General features: G+C 63.3%; 13 protein-coding genes and 3 pseudogenes. 7 read left to right on the top strand and 9 right to left on the bottom strand.

The genetic code is table 11. From position 1 onward, the window contains the following. Nucleotides 1-13: 13 nt before the first annotated feature. The 4 genes and pseudogenes from R3F72_RS05645 to R3F72_RS05660 all read right to left on the bottom strand — a co-directional run. A pseudogene (locus R3F72_RS05645) lies at nucleotides 14-1,366 on the bottom strand (DUF3422 family protein). Nucleotides 1,367-1,605: 239 nt separating this feature from the next. Continuing rightward, nucleotides 1,606-1,986, bottom strand: a complete 381-nt coding sequence (locus R3F72_RS05650; RefSeq protein WP_442978331.1) for an SDR family oxidoreductase — start codon at nucleotides 1,984-1,986, stop codon at nucleotides 1,606-1,608. After that, a pseudogene (locus tag R3F72_RS05655) lies at nucleotides 1,983-2,360 on the bottom strand (IS5 family transposase); the annotation flags it as partial. The pseudogene R3F72_RS05655 and the gene R3F72_RS05650, both read right to left, overlap by 4 nt. Nucleotides 2,361-2,503: 143 nt before the next feature. Next, a pseudogene (locus tag R3F72_RS05660) lies at nucleotides 2,504-2,875 on the bottom strand (IS5 family transposase); the annotation flags it as partial. Between the two features lie 414 nt (nucleotides 2,876-3,289). Between R3F72_RS05660 and R3F72_RS05665 the strand changes: the two are divergent. The 3 genes from R3F72_RS05665 to tmpT all read left to right on the top strand — a co-directional run bounded on the left by R3F72_RS05665 (nucleotide 3,290) and on the right by tmpT (nucleotide 6,614). Then, nucleotides 3,290-4,993, top strand: coding sequence for a mechanosensitive ion channel family protein (locus R3F72_RS05665; RefSeq protein WP_332779133.1), 1,704 nt, complete (start codon nucleotides 3,290-3,292; stop codon nucleotides 4,991-4,993). 245 nt (nucleotides 4,994-5,238) lie between these two features. Then, nucleotides 5,239-5,709, top strand: a complete 471-nt coding sequence (locus R3F72_RS05670) for a hypothetical protein (protein ID WP_087718349.1) — start codon at nucleotides 5,239-5,241, stop codon at nucleotides 5,707-5,709. A 242-nt stretch (nucleotides 5,710-5,951) separates the two neighbouring features. Further along, nucleotides 5,952-6,614, top strand: coding sequence for a thiopurine S-methyltransferase (tmpT, locus tag R3F72_RS05675; protein WP_087718350.1), 663 nt, complete (start codon nucleotides 5,952-5,954; stop codon nucleotides 6,612-6,614). A gap of 11 nt (nucleotides 6,615-6,625) precedes the next feature. On the opposite strand, the gene R3F72_RS05680 is transcribed toward tmpT, so the two are convergent. Together R3F72_RS05680 and R3F72_RS05685 are read right to left on the bottom strand one after the other, a co-directional pair. Further along, nucleotides 6,626-7,948, bottom strand: a complete 1,323-nt coding sequence (locus R3F72_RS05680; protein WP_332779134.1) for an aspartate aminotransferase family protein — start codon at nucleotides 7,946-7,948, stop codon at nucleotides 6,626-6,628. Nucleotides 7,949-7,963: 15 nt separating this feature from the next. After that, entirely contained in the window at nucleotides 7,964-9,463 is a 1,500-nt protein-coding gene (locus R3F72_RS05685) for a CoA-acylating methylmalonate-semialdehyde dehydrogenase (RefSeq protein WP_332779135.1), read from the bottom strand. 252 nt (nucleotides 9,464-9,715) lie between these two features. Between R3F72_RS05685 and R3F72_RS05690 the strand changes: the two genes are divergently transcribed. Beyond that, the gene (locus tag R3F72_RS05690; RefSeq protein WP_332779136.1) at nucleotides 9,716-10,663 is read left to right on the top strand and encodes a LysR family transcriptional regulator; all 948 of its coding nucleotides are present in this window, start codon (nucleotides 9,716-9,718) and stop codon (nucleotides 10,661-10,663) included. A 144-nt stretch (nucleotides 10,664-10,807) separates the two neighbouring features. Further along, nucleotides 10,808-11,548, top strand: coding sequence for an SDR family oxidoreductase (locus R3F72_RS05695; RefSeq protein WP_332779137.1), 741 nt, complete (start codon nucleotides 10,808-10,810; stop codon nucleotides 11,546-11,548). Between the two features lie 85 nt (nucleotides 11,549-11,633). Here the strand turns inward: R3F72_RS05695 and R3F72_RS05700 are convergent, their stop codons facing one another. Next, a complete protein-coding gene (locus tag R3F72_RS05700; RefSeq protein ID WP_332779138.1) occupies nucleotides 11,634-12,851 on the bottom strand; it encodes an MFS transporter in 1,218 nt (405 codons plus the stop codon). A 111-nt stretch (nucleotides 12,852-12,962) separates the two neighbouring features. On the opposite strand from R3F72_RS05700, the gene R3F72_RS05705 reads away from it, so the two are divergent. Then, complete coding sequence (locus R3F72_RS05705; protein ID WP_332779139.1) at nucleotides 12,963-13,916, top strand: LysR family transcriptional regulator; 954 nt, start codon at nucleotides 12,963-12,965, stop codon at nucleotides 13,914-13,916. 7 nt (nucleotides 13,917-13,923) lie between these two features. On the opposite strand, the gene R3F72_RS05710 is transcribed toward R3F72_RS05705, so the two are convergent. Together R3F72_RS05710 and R3F72_RS05715 are read right to left on the bottom strand one after the other, a co-directional pair. Further along, the gene (locus R3F72_RS05710; protein ID WP_332779140.1) at nucleotides 13,924-15,150 is read right to left on the bottom strand and encodes an MFS transporter; all 1,227 of its coding nucleotides are present in this window, start codon (nucleotides 15,148-15,150) and stop codon (nucleotides 13,924-13,926) included. Between the two features lie 445 nt (nucleotides 15,151-15,595). Continuing rightward, complete coding sequence (locus tag R3F72_RS05715) at nucleotides 15,596-16,186, bottom strand: NADPH-dependent FMN reductase (protein WP_087718358.1); 591 nt, start codon at nucleotides 16,184-16,186, stop codon at nucleotides 15,596-15,598. A 182-nt stretch (nucleotides 16,187-16,368) separates the two neighbouring features. Here R3F72_RS05715 and yghX point away from each other — a divergent pair, with 182 nt between their 5' ends. Next, nucleotides 16,369-17,253, top strand: coding sequence for a YghX family hydrolase (yghX, locus tag R3F72_RS05720; protein WP_087718359.1), 885 nt, complete (start codon nucleotides 16,369-16,371; stop codon nucleotides 17,251-17,253). Nucleotides 17,254-17,383 lie beyond the last annotated feature (130 nt).

A 17,383-nucleotide genomic window follows, 5' to 3' on the forward strand; every position in this document is an offset into this window, starting at 1 on the left:
GGACGGCAGCTCGTCAGGAGGGTTTCTCTTCCGCCGCCGTGTCGCTGTGGGCGTGTCTTATCCTGCGGACGATCCACCAGATCGTCAGCATCACCGCAGGTACCAGAACCGCCATCACCTGCGCCACGCTGTCGTGAACGAGCGGAATGCCCTTGAGCAGGTAGCCGAGAAGACTCACGACGTAATAAGAAATTGCCGCGACCGACAGGCCTTCGACGGTTTGCTGAAGGCGCAATTGCAACTTGGCCCGGTTATTCATCGAAGCCAGCAGATCGCGGTTCTGGCGTTCAAGTTCGACGTCGATCCACGAACGCAGCAACGCGATGGCTCGGGTCAGTTTGTCGGAGAGCTTGGCCTGGCGCTCCTTTATGGATTGGCACTCCCGCATGGCTGGAGCGATGCGACGCTGCAGGAAATCCGCCCAGGTGCTGTATCCGGATACGGCCACTTCTGAAAGCGCAGCCAGCCTTTCCTCGACGATCTCGTAGTAGGCACGGCTGGCGCCGAAGCGATAGAGATTTGCCGCGACGCCAGCTTCCAGTTCGGCGGCCAGACCTGTCAATTCGGAAAGCAGCACGTCGCTATCGCGGCGTTCTACCAAATTCGTACACATCTCGTCAGTGATCGCAGCAAGGCGCGACTCCATGTGTCGCAGCTCCGACGTCATCGATCGCGTCAACGGCAGAGACAGCAACGCCAAGGTACGGTACGTCTCGATCTCCAATAGACGTTGAGCCAGCGCACCTGCCCGCGCCGGGGTCAAATCACGAGCAAGGATGAGGATCTGCGTCAGGCCATCCTCATCCTGTCAGAAGTCGGTCAAGATGGCGGCAGAGCCGTTCTCTACCAACGAGTAGCACAGGCTGGCAGGATCGAAGCGATCAGCCTCCTTCTCCGTTTCTGGTATCCACGGAAGAAGTCTCAAGCGGATGCCGGATATGACCGGGCCCGGAGGAACAAATCCATGTTTGAAGGGATTTTCTCCGCAAGGCTCTCCCGTCTTGGAATCCAGCGAAGCGCACCAGAGATACGTAGAGAACTCGGTGTACTTTTCACAGTGAAGGTCTCCCTCATCCCATGTCATGCCGTGTAGCGGCGTAGCGTGGTCGGGCTCGGCAACGCCGAAGCGATGAGACAACTCGCTCATCGCCATCTGATCCCTGGTCTGGTCACCTTCGGTCATGAAAGCGAGCTGCAAAATACCGCGCGGGGCCTCAAGCAACAGATGCGGGCGCGCATGCACTTCACCCACGGCTGCAGCACGATCGGCGTAAGCCGGCATGCCGTACACGGTGGCGGTTGGGGTGGGTTGTACGGTCGTCGTATTGATATTGGCCGGCTCTTTCATAACGACCTCATTTCTCATTGGTTGAAAAGCACGCTTCAAAACAAATGCCCGCAGCCATGTGTTTCGCACATGGCTACGGGCCGATCTTCATGAGCATGCACCGCGTTACACAGTCCGTCAAATAGGATCGCCGTATATCAGAGGCTTGTGCTTACCCTGTCAAAACGCCCTCATTTACAGCGAATCAGTTACGTTGCTCACCGCTTTTCACTCCAGATAAGCGGGGCCTGACGCCGAAGAGACAGGCCCTCAACTCATTAGAATTCCTGTACGGTTGGGCGCAGAACGATCTCGTTAATATCCACGTCAGCAGACTGCTCAATTGCGAAGGCAATAGCTCGAGCGACCGATTCGGCGGGAATTGCATGCTTGTAGAAGTCCACCACGAAATCGCGGCTCTGTTGGTGGGTGCTGCCGAATTTCAGTTCGGAGTCCACGGCGCCCGGTTCGATAGTCGTGGTGCGGATGCTGCCACCGACTTCGTGACGCAGTCCTTCGGAGATAGCCCGCACAGCAAACTTGGTGCCGCTGTACACGGTGCCACCTGGGCTGAACACCTTCAGGCCTGCAACCGATGCGATGTTGATGAAGTGACCACTGTTTTGTTTCTGGAAGACTGGGGTCTGTTGACGTTTCACATGGGCAGCCATAAAAAACCACAAGCTAAGGCCACCATGCTTTCGTAGTTTCGCTTGAGCTTGTCGTAACGCGTCGCTATGGCGCGATACGGCTTCAACCGAGCAAAGGCATTCTCTACAAGATGGCGATAGCGATATAACCCTCTGTCTAAACTGCTATTTCCTGTCTTTGAGTTGCGCTTGCGTGGGATCACTGAGTCCATCCCCTTGGCGTCGACCTGCTCACGGATACGCTCACTGTCATACCCCTTGTCAGCCACTAATGCCCCACCTATTGGCAACTCATCAATCAGCGCCTGTGCCTCAGTGCTGTCGTGTACGTCACCTCCGGTGATCCTGAAAGCAATCGGTAGTCCATAAGCGTCAACAGCTAGGTTTTGTCTGAAAAGTCGTCGAGCGAAGGTCAGACAAGGCAAAAATCGTTGAAAAGACGGAGTTTACGCGGTGTAAATGAGTACTTTGAGCCGATTTTTAACGCCGTATGGCCGAGCGCAGGCAGTTTTCAGACAAAGCCTAGGTGTATCTTGCTTGTGTTGCCCGCACGGCTTTTGCCAATGGCTTCTACTTCCTCTGTGGCAGCCCCTGTGCAGTCTTGATGCGCCTTGATATAGGAGCCATCAATGAAGAGCCATTCCGTATCTGGATCTTCCACTAACCGATTAAAAACAGTCATCAATTTGCCTGCGGCCGACCAAGCGTTAAAGCGCTTATAGACCGTATTCCAGTGCCCAAAGTCGTCGGGTAAATCACGCCACTGGCAGCCGGTACGGATTCGGTAAAGTATGCCTTCTACCGTCATCCGCAGGTCAGCCTTGTCATAGATACGTTGTTGAAGCAGGATAGGTTTTAGCTTCGACCAGTGTTCATCCGTGAGCATCAGTCGGGGCATGGCAAGCTCGCAGTTTGTTGGTGTCGGAACCTGTATTCTGCGAGTTTGCCCCTATCCTGCCAATGCTATCCCTCAAAACGTCAACAGGCCCTAGACGACGTGGCGCGTCTTCACCCAAACGATGACGCCGCTGGCTTTCAGCGGCCGCCGTCGCTCCGCCGGACTATGATGAGAGGGCGAAGTCGTCCCCCCATCCAGTGGCCACAAACGGCGCTTGCCGTGTCATGACGGCGGGAGGGTAAGGGAACCTCGGCCGGATAGCCGACTCCGATATCCGTCTGCTGTCTTGATTCGCACGAGTTGTCTTGATTCGAATGATAGACGCTTGATTCGGATGAAAGACGCACTCCGGCAGAGGCGGCATGATCCCCCGGATGGTATACAAGGACGATCCACTGGACCGGTGAAGCACGGATGAAAAGAATGGACTCATGGCGGCGATGGTTGCTGGCCGCAACGATAGGGTTGGTCTCCAGCCTATGTCTGGCGCAGACCCAGGAGGAGGGTGGCGAGAAGGATTGGTATCCCCTCGATTCGTTGAACACCGGGCTTGGCGAGGCGCCGGAATCCGTCAACCTCAGGACGCCGCGGGAGTCGATGCGAACGTTTCGGGACATGACCGACCGGGGCGACTTCGAGGCGGCGGCGCATATCCTCAATCTCGCCGATCTGACCCCGGCGGAACAGCGCGAGCGGGGTGCCGAGCTGGCCCGTCAGCTTTCGGAGATTTTCCAGCGCGGCGAATCGATCCGCATTTCCCGTCTCTCCGGCCGGCAGGACGCCGTCGTCGAAGACCCTACCGGGAAGTCGCCCTACGCCGGTGAGCCGCGCCGGGACATCGAGCTGGCCTCCCTCGAGGCCGACGGAGATGCCTACGATATTCGCCTCGGGCGATATCGGGTCGGGGAAGCGGAGCCGATCTGGCTGATCATGCCGGAGAGCGTGGCCGCGATTCCGGCACTCTACGAGGAGTACGGTCCGGCGGCTTTCGAGCGCCACATTCCCGATAGCCTAAAGATGCCCTTCGGCCTGTTGCGGGTCTGGGAGTGGATCGCCATTCCGCTGGTGCTGCTGGTGGTGGGGTTGATCGGCAAGGGGGTCTATCGGCTGATCGAGGTCATGACCCGCTGGCTGCCTTCCGGCTCGCCGAGCATCTTCGCCACCCAGATTCGCGGCCCGGTGGCGCTCATCGTCATGTCGCTGTTGACCCAGGCGCTGCTCGATTACGTCGTCTCCTTCTCGGCGGTCGCGACCACGACGCTGCGAGTCGTTCTGATCGCCATCCTGGCCTGGGGGACCGGCGCCGTCGCGCTGCGCCTGGTCGATACCATGATGCTGAAGATGACGCGGCGTCTCGCCGGGCAGATCGACGACTCCAAGCCCAAGGACGACCGCAAGCTGCTGACCACGCTCTACGCGGTGCGTCGGATCATCATCCTGATCATGGTGACGGCGGTCACGATCTACGTGCTGGGACAGATCCAGCTGTTCGAGACGCTGGGGCTGTCGATTCTGGCATCGGCGAGCGTGCTGGCGGTGCTGGTGGGCGTGGCGGGGCAGGCCGTGCTGGGCAACATCCTGTCGTCGTTCCAGCTGTCGCTGGCGAAGCCGATACGGGTCGGCGATCTGGTGATGTTCGAAGGGCAGTGGTGCTACGTCGAAGGCATCTTCTATACCCATATTCGGCTGCGACTCTGGAACGAGCGGCGGCTGATCGTCCCGGTCACCTATTTCGCCTCGAAAGCTTTCGAAAATCTTTCCTCCAAGAGTACCAAGGAGTATCGGAGCGTGGTGCTCACGCTACACCTGAGCGCGGATGTCCCGCTGTTGCGGGAGAAGTTCCTCGAGTTTGCCAAGGCGGAGGATAACGTCATCGAGCATCACAAACTGCTCTGTGCCGTGACCGACCAGACCGGCCCGGCGCAGACCGTGACCTGCTACCTGATGACGGTCGACCCGCTCTCGGGGTGGGCCGCCGAAGTGAGTGTCAGAGAAAAACTGCTGACGTTCATTCGCGACAACCACCCGGAATGGTGGCCGAGGGAGGTGGTGGTGATCAGTCACCGGGATGTCGCCCGAGGCCACGCGACAGGAGACGACGGCGAAATGTCCCAGTAAACGGCGGGGTTCGTTCGCTGTCGGTTCAGCTCGTTGAGGGTTTCGTTCGTTGACGGTTTCGTTCGATCACGACGTCTTTCGTCGACAGGGATTGGCCTCGTTTCGACGCCTCGAGATGGGAGGCTTAAGATGGGAGGCTTAAGATAAGAGGCCGGTCATCGGTTTCCCCGGTGACCCGGCTCCCTCACAGCGTCTCTTACCTACAGTTTCTCTCACATAAAGCCTCTCTCACATGAGTATCGGCCATGAGCAACTCTGGAAAGCGCGGCGGCAATAAGGAGATATCGGGGCTGCAGATCTATCTACATGGGCTGGGCATTTCGGTGCGCGACAATGCGCAGGCCTTTGGCTTCTCGATCCTGATCACCGTGAGCTACGGCATCGTCTCGGGGGCGGCCGGCAAGCCGTCTTCGCTCGAACTGGTCGGCTTCGCCCTGTCGGCGGTTGCCGGCATATCGCTGTTGAACGTGCTGGTTACCCTGCTCAAGGCGGAGGGGCCGGACGACTCCGAGCGCTCCTACGTGGTGCTGGTCGGGACGGCCACCGATTTCCTCTCGGTGGGCGCCGGTCTCGGCGTCGTGTTCGCGGCCAGCATGCTGGGAGGATGGCTGCCCTGGGTTATGGCGCCCTTTCTGGCAGGGGTGACCTACTGCCTGGTGCAGGGGATGCAGATCGCGCTGGCGAAGTTCGGTTCCGACGAAGAAGAGAAGAAGTAAGCCTTCGAGCGGATGCGGCGCTGGTGACGTCGAATCTGCGGCGCCGCCAGGGCAACGAAGCACGAGGACGAACGGCACGAGGACGCAAGCGGCACAAGAGAGCAAGAGCAGACGGTGCAAGAACACTGGGGCAAACGAAACGAGCTCAGGCGATGAATTCGAGCGGCGATGCATTCGAGTGAAGATAGATCGAGTGAAGATAGATTCGAGCGGCGATAGTTTAGAGCGATGAGGATGACGGCATGAAACACGAATTCTGGCAGGCGCGATGGGAGAACGACCAGCTCGGCTTTCATCTCGCCTTTGTACACCCCATTCTCAAGCGCAACCTGGCGGGGTTCGGGCTGGCGGCCAACGCACGCATCTTTCTGCCGCTGTGCGGCAAGACGCTGGATATCGGCTGGCTGCTCGAGCAAGGCCATCGCGTCGTCGGGGCGGAGTTGAGCGAGATCGCGGTGGCGCAGCTGTTCGAGTCGCTCGGCGTCGAACCGTCGATCGATGAGTGGCGCGGTGGCCAGCGTTGGCAGCATGCGGGGCTGACCGTCTTTCAGGGCGATATCTTCGCATTGACCGCCGCCGAACTGGGCCCGGTCGACATGATCTACGATCGAGCCGCGCTGGTGGCGTTGCCGTCCGCCATGCGCCCCGGCTATGCCGAGCAGATTCTGGCGTTGGCCGGCGCCGCGCCGCAGCTGCTGATCACTTTCGAATACGACCCCGCCGAGAAGGACGGCCCGCCGTTTCCCGTGCTGCCCGCCGAAATCGAGCAGCACTACGCCACTCGCTACACGCTCGAAACCTTATCGAGAAAGGACGTGCTCCAGTCGTCGCTCAACTTCCGCGACGCCGGCGTGACCCGGTTCGTCGAGGTGGCGTGGAAACTGTTGCCAGAACCGGCCGGCTAGACTGCCGGTGTTCATCCCGCCAGCGCCTCGTCGATGATCTCGAGCCCTCGCCGGGCCTCGCTCGGGCTGATGATGCACGGCGGCACCACATGAATGCGGTTGGCGACCACGAACGGCAAAAGCCCCCGATCGATCATCCCCTGCTTGAGCCGGGCGACCTCGGCAGCCGGCAGCGGGGCGCGGCTCTGCCTGCTCTCGACGAGTTCGATGGCGTGAAAGACGCCCAGGCCGCGCACTTCACCGATGATGTCGTGCTTGTCCCGAAGCCGCTCCAGCCCAGGCGTCAGCACGGATTCACCGATACTGGCCGCGTTGCCCACCACGTCTTCCTGTTCCATTACCTCGAGCGTGGCGCAGATCGCGGCCATCGCCAGCGGATGCCCGGAGTAGGTCAGCCCGCCGTAGAACATCTCCTCGTCGAAATGGCTGGCGATGCGCTCGCTAATGATCACGCCACCGGCCGGGACGTATCCCGAGTTGACGCCCTTGGCGAAGGTGATCAGATCCGGCACCGCGCCGAAATGCTCCAGCGCCAGCCATTTGCCGGTGCGGCCGAAGCCTGCCATCACTTCGTCCAGAATCAGCACGATGCCGAACTCGTCGGCCAGCGCGCGGACGCCCTTGAGATATCCTCGCGGCGGCACCAGAACGCCCGCGGTGCCGGGGATGGTTTCCAGCAGCAGGCCGGCGATGCTCGCCGGTCCTTCGCACTCGATCACCCGACGCAGGTGGTGCAGCGCGCGCTGGCATTCCTGCTCTTCGTTACCGGCCCAGAACTCGCTGCGATAGAGAAACGGGTTGAAGAACCGGACGTGGCCGCGTGAGAACTCGTTGGGAACGCGACGAAAATCGCCGGTCGCGGCGATCGCCGACCCCGTACCGCCGTGATAGGAGCGATAGGCGGAGAGGATCTTCTCCCGGCCGGTCACGGCACGCGCCATGCGGATGGCGTTCTCGTTGGCATCGGCGCCGGCGTTGGTGAAGAACACCTTGCTGAACCCTGCGGGCGCCAGGCCGAGGATCTTCCGGGCGGCACGCCCTCGGGCCAGGTTGGCGTGAGCAGGGGCGATGGTGGCGAGCTCGTCGGCCTGGGCCTTGATCGCCTCGACCACGCGGGGATGCTGGTGGCCGATGTTGGTATTGACCAGCTGGCTGGAGAAGTCGAGATAGTCGCGGCCGTCGTAGTCCCACAGGCGGCACCCCTCGCCACCCTTGAACACCATCGGCTGGAGCGCACCCTGGGCGGACCAGGAGTGGAAGACGCCGGCGCGGTCCAGCGCCCTGACGTGGTCGTTGTTCACCGTTCCGGTTCGTGAAGTGTCGCGGTTGGTCATGATCGGATCGCCGTATCAGAGAGTGGGCATGGTGTACTGATTGGTCGCCTCGCGCAGCCCGGATGGCCAGCGGGCAGTGACGGTCTTCATGCGGGTATAGAAGCGCACGCCGTCCGCGCCGTGGACATGCAGCGCGCCGAACAGCGAGCGCTTCCAGCCGCCGAAACTGTGGAACGCCATGGGCACCGGGATCGGCACGTTGACGCCGACCATGCCGACCTGGATCTGCTCGCAGTACTGGCGGGCGCTGTCGCCGTCCCGGGTGAAGATGGCCGTGCCGTTGCCGAACTCGTGATCGTTGACCATCTTCACCGCGGCATCGAAGCTCTCGGCGCGGGCGATGACCAGTACCGGGCCGAAGATCTCCTCGTCGTAGATGCGCATGCCGGGCCTGACGTGGTCGAACAGGGTGCCGCCGATGAAAAAGCCATCCGTGCCGTGGTCCAGGCGACGGCCATCCCGCACCAGCTCGGCGCCTTCCTTGACGCCCTGTTCGATGTAGCCGCTGACCTTTTCCAGATGCTGGCGGGAGACCAGCGGCCCCATGTCGTGATCCGGGCCGTCGGTGATGCTTTCGCCCACACGCAGCTCGTCCAGTCGGGAGAGAATCTTCTCGCGCAGCGCCTCCGCCGTCTTTTCGCCCACCGGCATGGCGACCGAGATCGCCATGCAGCGTTCGCCGGCGCTGCCGTAGGCTGCGCCCATCAGTGCGTCCGCAGCCTGATCGAGATCGGCATCCGGCATGATCACCATGTGGTTCTTGGCCCCGCCGAGCGCCTGGACCCGCTTGCCGTGGGCCGAGGCGGTGGCGTAGACGTACTCGGCGATGGGCGTGGAGCCGACGAAGCTGACGGCCTGGACCCGCGGGTCGGTCAGCAGCGTGTCGACGGCTTCCTTGTCGCCGTTGACGACGTTGAGCACGCCGTCGGGCAGGCCGGCTTCGCTGAACAGCTCCGCGATGCGCAGGGTGGAAGACGGGTCCTTCTCCGAGGGCTTGAGCACGAAGGTGTTACCCGCCGCGATGGCGATCGGAAACATCCACAGCGGCACCATGGCGGGGAAGTTGAACGGCGTGATGCCGACGCACACGCCCAGCGGCTGCATCATCGAATACGAATCGATGCCGGGGCCGACATTGAGCGAGTGCTCGCCTTTCTGCAGATGCGGCATGCCGCACGCGAATTCGACCACTTCGAGACCGCGAGTCAGCTCGCCCCTGGCGTCCGAGAGCACCTTGCCGTGCTCCTGCGCAATCAGCCGGGCCAGTTCGTCGGCATGGGCTTCCAGCAGCGACTTGTACTTGAACAGCACCCGGGCGCGCTTGAGCGGGGAGAAAGCCGACCACTGCTCGAACGCGGCCTGCGACGAGGCGATGACCCGCTCGGCATCGGCTTTCGATGCCAGCAGAACCTCGCCGGACTGCCGGCCGGTGGACGGGTTGAAAATCGGACTGGTGCGCGTCGAGTCCAGTGCGGCACGCTTGCCGTCGACGAAGTGAGTCAGTTGCTCGGACATGGGAAATCGATCCTCTTGTTCGTCAATCGACGATGGAAACTCTTGTTCGTCAATCGACGATGGAAATCTCGGAAACGGCGCGACGCCGAGCGATGACCCGGCCGGCCTTTGCCCAAGAGTGAGCCAGGGGGATAGCGTCAAACAATCCCGGTATGCTTAATTTCACTAAAGCGAATGCTTAACTTTATCGGCCGTTTCCGGCGGCGTGGGCTGAGTGGTAAGCAGCGGGCAGTGACGAGGGCGAGGGCCTTGATGAATCAACGCAAGATAACGCTGATGGGGCAGCTGGGAGACGTCGATCTGCGGCTGCTGCGCATTTTCCGCAAGGTGGTCGAATGCGGCGGCTTCTCCTCGGCGGAGGTCGATCTCAACATCAGCCGGGCCGCCATCAGCATGGCGATGAGCGACCTGGAGGCGCGGCTCTCCATGCGGCTCTGCCAGCGAGGCCGCAGCGGCTTTCGGCTGACCAGCGAGGGGCAGGCGGTCTTCGACGCCACCATGCAGTTGCTGGCGGCGGTGGAGGACTTCCGCACCCGCGTCAACGGGCTGCACTCCCAATTGACCGGCGAGCTCAACATCGGCATCACCGACAACCTCGTCACCATGCCCAACATGCACATCACGGAGGCGTTGAGAGCCCTCAAGGCGAGGGGCGACAAGGTGCACATCAACATCCGCATGGCGCCTCCCGGCGATATCGAGATGGCGGTTCTCGAAGGCAGCCTGCATACCGGGGCCGTCCCCAGGCTCAAGGCGATTCCAGGCCTCGATTACGTGCCGCTCTACGAGGAGCGGTCGGCACTCTACTGCAGCAACCGGCATCCCCTGTTTCGGGACCGAACCGCCGAGCCCGATCGAATCGCCGAATACGACGCCGTCGTGCCGTCCTATGCGCAGACACCGGAGATCCGGAAGGCGTACGAAAGCCTCAAGCCGATGGCGTCGGCCACCGATCGGGAAGGCGTCGCCTTCCTGGTGCTGACGGGGAGCTACATCGGCTTCCTGCCGACCCATTTCGCCCAACGCTGGATAGAACAGGGCGAGATGAAGCAGCTCTACCCTGACGATTTCGGCTACGAGACGAGCTACTGCCTGATCACCCGCAAGGGTCGCCCGCCCAACCTGGTGCTGGAAAGCTTCTTCGAGGAGCTGGATGACCTGATGGACGAATGGCGCCGCGCCGGACCGGCGTCCGGCTGAGGTTCACGCTACAGTTGATTCGTTCAGCTCAAGGAAATGCCAATACTGCCTCTCGCTGGCCTGGTGGAGGCGACGACAAGGCATTGCTCGCCGGGCACTCGCTTCGCACCTGCCGATCCATCGAATTAGACAAGGAGTCAACCCATGACGAGTACTGAACAGAAAGTCGCGCTGGTTACCGGCGCCTCTCGCGGCATCGGCCGCGCCATCGCCCTGCAACTGGCCGCCGACGGCTTTGCCGTGGTGGTCAACTACGCCGGCAACACGGCACTGGCCGAGGAGGTCGTGGCGGATATCGAAGCCAAGGGCGGCCGCGCCCTGGCGGTCCAGGCCGATATCGCCGATGGCGACGCCGTGGTGCGCCTGTTCGAGCAGACGCTGGCGACGTTTGGCCGGCTCGATGTCGTGGTCAACAACGCCGGCATGATGCAGATGGCGAAGATGACCAGCGACAACGTCGCGATTCTCGATCGGACGCTCGAGATCAACCTGCGCGGCAGCTGGCTGGTGATGGCGAAAGCCGCCGAGACCCTGGGCGAAGGCGGTCGCATAATCGCGGTTTCCTCCTCGGTGCTGGGCAAGTCTTTCCCGGGGTATGGCGCCTATATCGCCAGCAAGGCGGGTGTCGAAGGGCTGGTGAAAGTGCTGGCCAACGAGCTTCGCGGCCGCGATATCGCCGTCAACGCCGTGGCGCCGGGGCCGGTGGGCACCGAGCTTTTCTTCGAGGGCAAGAGCGAGGAGCAGATCCAGTCGATCGCCAACCTGGCGCCGTTCGAACGCCTGGGTCAACCGGAAGAAATCGCCGGCGTCGTCTCGTTTCTGGCCGGGCCGCAGGGCCGCTGGATCAATGGCCAGATCCTGCGCGCCAACGGCGGCATGGTGTGACGCCTGATCCCCGGAGAAGGAGATGCCGAGCCGCCGCCGGTACGAAGCCGATGGCGCCCAGTGGCCTGCTGCCGCGTTGTGAGCGTCAGCGCTGCGCAGCCAGCGTCGGCGTCCGGTCGAGCAGGCGGATCAGGAACGCGCCCAGCGCCGATACCGTTGCCAGCGCGATCACGCCCGGCCAGCCCCACGCACCGAGCAGCAGACTTCCCAGTGCGGAACCCGCCGCCATGCCGATGAAGATCAGCGTGAACATCACTGCGTTGAGACGGCTGCGGGCGGCGGGATCGAGCCCGTAGATCAAGGTCTGGTGGGAGACGAGCGTGGCCTGTATGCCGAAATCGAACCCCAGCGCGCCGATCACGATTAGCCCCAGTGCCATCGGTGGGGAAAGCCAGGATTCGGCCGCCATCGCCAGGAAGGAGAGCACCACGATCGCGCTGCCGATCCGCGTGACCTGATGCGGGCCGCGTCGATCGGCCATGCGCCCGGCAAGCGGCGCAGCGAGCGCACCGGCGGCGCCAGCCAGTCCGAACGCGCCGGAGACCGCGCTACCGAGCTGGTAGCTCTCGAGCAGATGAATCGAGAGTGTCGACCAGAACGCACTGAAAGCGACCGAGAGCAGCGCCTGCGCCGTGGCGGCGCGGCGCAGTTCCGGCTGATCGCGCCACAGGTGGTACAGCGTCGCCAGCAGGGCGCGATAGCTGAGCCGGGAGGTCGGTTCGAACCGGGGCAGTCCGCGCCACAACGCTACGCTGATGAGCGCGATGAGCCCCATGGCAATGAAGAACATGGCGCGCCAGCCGAACGCTTCGGCGACCAGGCCGCTGACGACACGCGACAGCAGAATGCCCAGCAGCAGGCCGGTCATGACGGTGCCGACGACCTTGCCGCGCTCGCGATCGGCGGCCAGCACGGCGGCGGCGGGCACGATGTCCTGCGCGATGGTCGCGGTCAGGCCGACGGCGAGGCTCGCGACCAGCAGGGTGGTGATCGACGGTGCCAGCGCGGTCGCCAGCAGTGCCAGGGCCAGCAGAATGGCCTTGATCACGATCAGGCGGCGGCGATCCACCCGGTCGCCCAGCGGGATCAGCAGCAGAATGCCCAGGGCGTAGCCGAGCTGGGTCAGCGTCGGGATCAGGCCGGCCGTGCGGGCATCGATGTCGATATCCGCCGCCAGAATGCCGAGCAGCGGCTGCACATAGTAGAGCGAGGCGACGCTGAGCCCGGCGCTGGTCGCCAGCAGTAGTATCAGCCGGCGGGGTAGCGCGGGTGGCGCCGTCGCGCTTGAGGAGGCACTGTTCATGACAAGTTCCTGAATGCGGGGTTTGAGATGCCGTGCATTCTGATGGTGTATGACCATCGCGTGTAGTAGCGTGCTTCGCACAACGCCTATGCACAGGATGAATGACACGCCATGGATGACGCCCGCTTCGGCTCCGCCGATCGCCTCGAACTGTTGCAGACCTTCATGCGTATCGTCGAAACCGGCAGCCTGTCCGCCGCCGCCCAGCGCCTGGATGTGAGCCAGCCCACCGTCAGCCGGCGGCTCAAGGCGCTGGAGAGCATGCTGGGGCTGCGGCTGGTGCAACGCTCGACCCATCGTCTCAGCCTGACCGATGACGGCGAGCGCTGCTTTCGCCATGCCCAGGGCGTTTGCGAGCGCTGGGACTCGATGGCCCAGGATCTCCAGGGATTGACCGAGACGCCGCGTGGCAGGCTGCGCGTGCTGGTGCCGCATGCCTTCGGCCAGGAGCAGCTGCTGGAACTGCTCGAATCCTACCTTCGAGACTGCCCGGAGGTCAGCGTCGAGTGGCTGCTGCACGATCGCTATCCGGACTTCATTGCCGAAGGCATCGACTGCGTGATTCGTGTCGGCAAGGTAGAGGACCCGGCGGTCGTCGCCGTGCCCGTAGCGGAGGTGCCGCGTATCGTGGTGGCCGCGCCGGAAGTGGTGGCCGGGATCGAGATCGACGATATCGATGCCGTGGCTTCGCTACCCTGGCTGGCGCTGCGCACCTTCTACCGCGATCGCGTCTCGCTGACACACGCCGTCGACGGTCGCGAGCAGCACTTCGCCATTGCCCCGCGGGTGAGCACCGACAACCTGGCGGCCATCCGCCGGCTCGCGGTTTCCGGCTTCGGCGCCGCCATCGTCTCGGCCTGGCGGGTTGCCGACGATTTGGAAGAGGGGCGGCTGATCCAGCTGGTGCCGAGCTGGTATGCGTCGCCGCTGCCGGTCTATCTGGTGTATCCCTACGCCGACGACTACCCGCCGCGTCTGCGTCGCTTCATCGAGCTGATGCGCGAGCAGGCCCCCGGCATGTCCGGCATGACGATGCGCCGGGAGAACCCGCCTGCCGCCCGATGAGGCGCTGCTAGCCGGCGGATGCCTGACGCCGCCTTTCGTGCACGATCAGCCTGGCGGCGACGGCCGCCGCGATCAGGCCGGAGGCGGCGGCCACCATCATCGCCCAGCGCGGCCCCGCATGGTCGGCCAGCCAGCCGACGATCGGGGCGCCGAGCGGCGTGCCCCCCATGATCACCGCCATTCGTAGCGCCATCACGCGGCCGCGCATGGCGGGATCGGTGGTCAGCTGCATCAGCGCGTTGGACGCCGTATTGAAGGTCAGCGCCGAGAACCCGGTCACGGTCAGCATCGCGGCGAACACGATGACATGGGGCGCGACGCCGGCCAGCGTGCAGAAGACGCCGAAGGCGAGCGTCGACATCGCCAGCAGTGGCAGGTCGGGTCGTTCGCGACGGGCAGCCAGGAGCGCGCCGCCGACCGAGCCGATCGCCAGTGCCGAGGTCAGAAGGCCGTACTGGTCGGCGCCGCCGTGGAAGATGGTGACCGACATGGTGGAGATATAGATCGGGAAGTTGAAACCGAAGGTGCCAATCAGAAACAGCATGACCATCATCGCTTTCAGGTCGGGGCGTCTCCACACGTAACGAAAGCCTTCCAGCAGGCCGCCGGCGCGCCGGCCCGACTTGAGCGACGTGTAGAGCTGATCGGTCCGCAGCAGGAACAGCGAACCGAGCACCGCCGCGAAGGAGGCCGCGTTGACGAGGAAGACCCAGCCGGTGCCGATCGCGGCGATCAGCACGCCGGCCACCGCCGGGCCGATCATCCGTGCGCTGTTGAACGAGGTCGAGTTGAGGGCGACCGCGTTGGCGAGATAGCGCTCGCCGACCAGGTCGTTGACGAAGACCTGGCGGGCGGGGCCGTCGAAAGCGGTCACGCAACCGAGACCGAGCGCGAACGCATAGACCTGCCACAGCGTCACCACGCCGGTCACCGTGACCAGGCCGAGCCCCAGCGCCAGCAGGCCCAGCAGCGCCTGGGTCAGCATGATCAGCCGGCGGCGGTCGAAGCGATCCGCCGCGTAGCCGGTAAACGGCAACAGCAACAGTTGCGGGCCGAACTGCAGCGCCATGGTGATGCCCACGGCGCTGGCGTTGTGGTCGGTGAGAATGGTCAACACCAGCCAGTCCTGGGCGACGCGCTGCATCCAGGTGCCGATATTGGAGACCAGCGCGCCGATAGCCCAGACCCGATAGTTGTAGAGCCGCAGCGAGCGGAAGAGGCGGGTATCGCTCATGGCGCGCGGGCCGGCCCGCGGCAGGGCACGACTATCGTGGGCAAGGTCGTTGTGGAGACGGTCATTGAGGAGACGGTCGTTTTGGAGATGACCGTTGCGGAAACAATTGCTGTAGAAACCGTCGTTGTGGAGACAGGTGTTGTGGGAAAAGTCGTCGTCATGCGAAGTTCGAAGGTTCCTTGTCCATGAAGCCGAAGCCGGCCGGGATCCCTGGTCGGCGTCGCCCGTTGCCACGGGCGAGTGCAGCCCTCTAGGCACTGTCTGAAAAGTACTGCGCTCGCCCATGCGGCGTTAAAAATCGGCTGGAGCGCCAGCCCGGTCCGCTTTCGCCGATTTTTGCCTTGCCTGGCCTTCGTTCGTCGACTTTTCAGACAGCACCTAGTGTAGCGCGTCGGTGGGGCAGGGGGCTCTAGATCCAGCAGAGCGGACGCTAGAATGACGGGCTCTAGAAGGGCGGTGCGCGATGCGTGCGCTGACGTTTGCCCGCCTCGGTCCACCAGGCCAGGTCGTCGGCAAACCGGTCGAAAGCACGCTCGAAGGAAGCGCCGGCATCGCCGAGGGGCGTGCCGCTTTCATCCAGCGTCTTGCCGATCTGCCCGACGGCGACCGTGCTGGAGATCACCACCATGCCCATCTCGGCCAGCGTGCCGCGCCAGGCCATGTTGGCATGGGCGCCACCGAGGCGGCCGGCCGAGTAGCTGACGATCCCGGCCGGCCGCCAGAACCACTCTTCCAGGAAGTGATCGGTCAGGTTCTTGAGTCCCGGCTGCATGCCCCAGTTGTATTCGCCGGTGACGAAGACGAAACCGTCGGCGTCGAGAATCTTGCCGGCCAGGGCTTCCATCGCCTCCGGCGCCTCGCCCTCGGGATACTCCTTGTACATGCGGTCCAGCATGGGAAGATCGATCGCCCTGGCATCGATCAGTTCGGCGTCGACACCACGGACAGCGAGCGTACGCACCGCATAGTCGGCCAGGCGGATACCGGCACGGTCGGATCGGTAGGAACCGTAGAACACCAGGATGCGATCGGTCATGGGAAGCTCCGTGAAAGCAGCGAGTCGGGATTGTCGTCTCGGTCAGGTTAGCGCCACGACGGGAAAGCTGCCACGAGCACGGCGGGCGGGGACTGCCGGGAAACTGTGAGCCGTCACGAATCTGTGCCAGATTAGGTCGAGCCCCGCCATTCGGTGCCGGGGAACGACCGGAGATCGAACCGATGAGCCGTCTCACCGCGAAAGACTTCCCGCCGCAACTGCTCGAGCTCTACGACTACTACGCGCATGGCCGCATCACGCGGCGTGATTTCCTCGACCGTGCCGCCCAGATCGTCGGTGGCGCCGCGGCGCTCTCCATGCTCGCCGCGTTGAGCCCGAATTATGCGCTGGCGGAGCAGGTGCCGTTCACCGACCCCGACATTCTGCCCGAATACGTCATCTATCCCTCCCCCAACGGCCACGGCGAGGTGCGTGGGTATCTGGTGCGCCCCACGGGCGTGGATGGCCCCGTTCCCGGCGTGGTGGTCGCGCACGAGAACCGTGGTCTCAACCCGTACATCGAGGATGTTGCCCGCCGCGTCGCCAAGGCGGGATTCGTCGCGCTGGCGCCCGATGGCTTGAGTTCCGTCGGTGGCTATCCCGGCAACGACGACCAGGGGCGCGAACTGCAGCAGCAGGTCGACCCCGAGAAGCTGATGAACGACTTCTTCGCGGCGATCGAGTTTCTGATGGCGCACGATGCCACCACCGGCAAGGTCGGCATCACCGGCTTCTGCTATGGCGGCGGCGTTGCCAATGCCGCCGCCGTGGCATATCCGGAGCTGGGCGCGGCCGTGCCGTTCTACGGTCGTCAGCCCGCCCCCGAAGACGTGGCCCGAATCCAGGCGCCGCTGCTGATCCACTACGCCGAGCTCGACACGCGCATCAACGAGGGTTGGTCCGCCTACGAGGCAGCGCTGAAAGCCAACGACAAGGTCTACGAGGCTTACATCTATCCCGGCGTCAATCACGGCTTTCATAACGACTCGACGCCGCGCTACGACGAACAGGCCGCCGAGCTCGCCTGGTCCCGAACGATCGAGTGGTTCCGCCGCTATCTGGCCTGAGACGACCGTTGCTGGCGCTCGTCTCGCGCCGGGCATGACGTCAACGGGAACCCGATAGAGGCAGCGGCGGGGTTGGTTTTCGCCCGAGGGGTCGCAAGATAATCCTTAACAGGCTACCTTCCTTGGTAAC

This window comes from Salinicola sp. 4072 (assembly GCF_036663415.1).
Taxonomy (GTDB): Bacteria; Pseudomonadota; Gammaproteobacteria; order Pseudomonadales; family Halomonadaceae; genus Salinicola; species Salinicola salarius_A.

What these genes read in the sequence shown, in the direction of transcription:
- R3F72_RS05710 (WP_332779140.1), bottom strand. Translation starts at nt 15,150, where the DNA reads ATGAGCGATACCCGCCTCTTCCGCTCGCTGCGGCTCTACAACTATCGG.
- R3F72_RS05685 (WP_332779135.1), bottom strand. Translation starts at nt 9,463, where the DNA reads ATGTCCGAGCAACTGACTCACTTCGTCGACGGCAAGCGTGCCGCACTG.
- R3F72_RS05680 (WP_332779134.1), bottom strand. Translation starts at nt 7,948, where the DNA reads ATGACCAACCGCGACACTTCACGAACCGGAACGGTGAACAACGACCAC.
- yghX (WP_087718359.1), top strand. Translation starts at nt 16,369, where the DNA reads ATGAGCCGTCTCACCGCGAAAGACTTCCCGCCGCAACTGCTCGAGCTC.
- R3F72_RS05670 (WP_087718349.1), top strand. Translation starts at nt 5,239, where the DNA reads ATGAGCAACTCTGGAAAGCGCGGCGGCAATAAGGAGATATCGGGGCTG.
- R3F72_RS05700 (WP_332779138.1), bottom strand. Translation starts at nt 12,851, where the DNA reads ATGAACAGTGCCTCCTCAAGCGCGACGGCGCCACCCGCGCTACCCCGC.
- R3F72_RS05665 (WP_332779133.1), top strand. Translation starts at nt 3,290, where the DNA reads ATGAAAAGAATGGACTCATGGCGGCGATGGTTGCTGGCCGCAACGATA.
- R3F72_RS05705 (WP_332779139.1), top strand. Translation starts at nt 12,963, where the DNA reads ATGGATGACGCCCGCTTCGGCTCCGCCGATCGCCTCGAACTGTTGCAG.
- R3F72_RS05690 (WP_332779136.1), top strand. Translation starts at nt 9,716, where the DNA reads ATGAATCAACGCAAGATAACGCTGATGGGGCAGCTGGGAGACGTCGAT.
- R3F72_RS05695 (WP_332779137.1), top strand. Translation starts at nt 10,808, where the DNA reads ATGACGAGTACTGAACAGAAAGTCGCGCTGGTTACCGGCGCCTCTCGC.
- tmpT (WP_087718350.1), top strand. Translation starts at nt 5,952, where the DNA reads ATGAAACACGAATTCTGGCAGGCGCGATGGGAGAACGACCAGCTCGGC.
- R3F72_RS05715 (WP_087718358.1), bottom strand. Translation starts at nt 16,186, where the DNA reads ATGACCGATCGCATCCTGGTGTTCTACGGTTCCTACCGATCCGACCGT.